At 64.2% G+C, this 2,324-nt stretch carries 1 protein-coding gene and 1 pseudogene; both read left to right on the forward strand.

Annotated elements, in window-relative coordinates; all coding sequences use genetic code 11:
* Positions 1 to 732, forward strand: a pseudogene (locus A2Z13_07450) (hypothetical protein).
* Positions 733 to 814: 82 nt separating this feature from the next.
* Positions 815 to 2,324 (forward strand): NADH dehydrogenase (locus A2Z13_07455; GenBank protein ID OGP77143.1); only part of this gene is annotated, 1,510 nt, incomplete at its 3' end.

A 2,324-nucleotide genomic window follows, 5' to 3' on the forward strand; every position in this document is an offset into this window, starting at 1 on the left:
GACATCCTGGAGGAGTCCGACTGCCCGGAGACGCACCGGGAGGATCTCCTCCGGCTTCGCCGGGACCTTGCCGAGGCCGGGGCGCGGCAGGCACAGGAGCGTTGCGGCCGGCTGCCGGGGTCCCCGGGCGGCCCGACACGACGCGCCGCGCTCAGGCACGTGGAGCGGCGCAGCGCGGATCTCGCCCAGGTGCGTCCCGAGTGGGGTCTGTCGGGCAACGCGGCGTTCATCGTAGCCCACCGGTCACTCACCCGGGGGCTCGACCTCGGAGGTCGGGTGTTCCTTCACTCCTACGACTGGCGGCGGGACTCCAAGGGGACGGTCCTCGAGATCATCATGACGGCACCGCTCATCGTCGGTGAGTGGATCAACATGGAGCACTACTTCTCCACCGTGGACAACCGGGTGTACGGAAGCGACAGCAAGGTCGTCCACAACGTGGTGGGGGGCTTCGGGGTCATGCTGGGCAGCGGGGGCGACCTCCAGACGGGATTGCCCCTCCAGACGGTGATGGCGGGGGAGGCGCGCTACCACGATCCCTTGCGCCTGCTGGCGGTGATCGAGGCGCCGACCGGCCGGATCGGGGAGATCATCAGGCGCCACCACACCCTTCAGCACCTGTTCGACAATGGATGGGTCAATCTGGTCGCGCTCGACCCGCTGGCCGGTTCGTTCCTCCGCTATCGGGAGGGGGGCGGCTGGGAGCCTTCGGAGGCCGGCGCGGTCTGCTGAATCGCGTCCGCCCCGGGGCGGCCTTTGCGATGGAGCGCGGCAGCGGGGAATATGCCGCAATGAGGGAAACCTGGCGGAGCGTATGGTCATGACGGTTCCTGCATTCCTGTCGTCGAACCTGCTGACCGTGGTGATCTTCTTCCCGGTGGCCGGCGTCCTGCTCCTCGTTTTCCTGCCGAAGGGAAACCTCCGCCTGATCCGGAACGCGGCCCTCCTGACCGCTCTCGCGGAGTTCCTCCTCTCGCTGGCCATCGTCTTCCGGTTCGACGACGCAACCGCGTCGATGCAGTTCGTCGAGCGGGCTTCCTGGATCCCCGGCTATGGGATCGACTACCACGTGGGCGTGGACGGGATCTCCCTGTGGCTGGTGATGCGGACCACCTTCCTCCTGCCGATCACGATCCTCTCCACCTACCGGGCGGTCAAAAGCCACGTGAAGGAGTTCATGATCTTCCTGCTGCTCCTCGAGATCGGCATGGTGGGGGTTTTCCTCGCGATGGACCTCTTCCTCTTCTACGTTTTCTGGGAACTGGTGCTCGTCCCGATGTACCTTCTCATCGGCGTGTGGGGAACCGACCGTTGCATCTACTCCGCGATCAAGTTCTTTCTCTATACGTTCGCCGGCTCCGTGCTGATGCTCGTGGCCATCATCGCCCTCTATTTCCACCAATACGATGTCACCGGCGTCTATACGACGAGCCTGCTCAGCATGTACGATCTCACCATCCCGGTGAAACTGCAGTTCTGGCTCTTCGCGGCCTTCGCGCTCGCGTTCGCCGTCAAGGTCCCGATGTTCCCGTTCCACACGTGGCTCCCCGATGCGCACGTGGACGCCCCGACTTCGGGTTCCGTGATCCTCGCTGCGTTGTTGCTCAAGATGGGGACCTACGGGTTCCTCCGGTTCGCAATCCCGCTTTTCCCCGTGGCCGCTTCCGACCTGATGCCTGTTGTCGCGGCTCTTGCCGTCATCGGGATCATCTACGGGGCGCTCCTGGCGATGGTCCAGACGGACATGAAGAAGCTGGTCGCCTACTCCTCGGTTTCCCACCTCGGATTCGTGATGCTCGGCCTTTTCGCCCTCAACGTTCAGGGGATCGAGGGCGGGATCCTCCAGATGGTCAACCACGGGATCTCGACCGGGGCCCTCTTTCTTCTCGTCGGGATCCTCTACGAGAGGCGGCATACCCGCCTGATCTCGGAATACGGGGGGCTATTCAAAATCCAGCCGGTGTTCGCCATCGTCTTCCTGATCGTGACGCTTTCTTCTCTCGGCCTCCCGGGGCTCAACAACTTCGTCGGAGAGTTTCTCATCCTGATGGGAATGTTCCGGGTGTCCCCGGGATTCGCGTTGCTCGCTTCCCTGGGCGTCGTGCTGTCGGCGGTCTACATGCTCTGGATGTTCCAGCGGGTGATGTTCGGCGCGGTCACGAACGAGAAGAACCGGAGCCTGCCGGACCTGAGCGCGCGGGAGGCGGCCTGCATGCTGCCTTTCCTGGTGTTCGTCTTCTGGATCGGATTTTCTCCGCAGACGTTCCTCGGGAAGATGACCGCCTCGGTCACGGCGGTCGTGGCCAGGGTCGAAACGAAGCGGC

The organism is Deltaproteobacteria bacterium RBG_16_64_85 (assembly GCA_001798885.1).
Classification (GTDB): Bacteria; Desulfobacterota; Deferrimicrobia; order Deferrimicrobiales; family Deferrimicrobiaceae; genus FEB-35.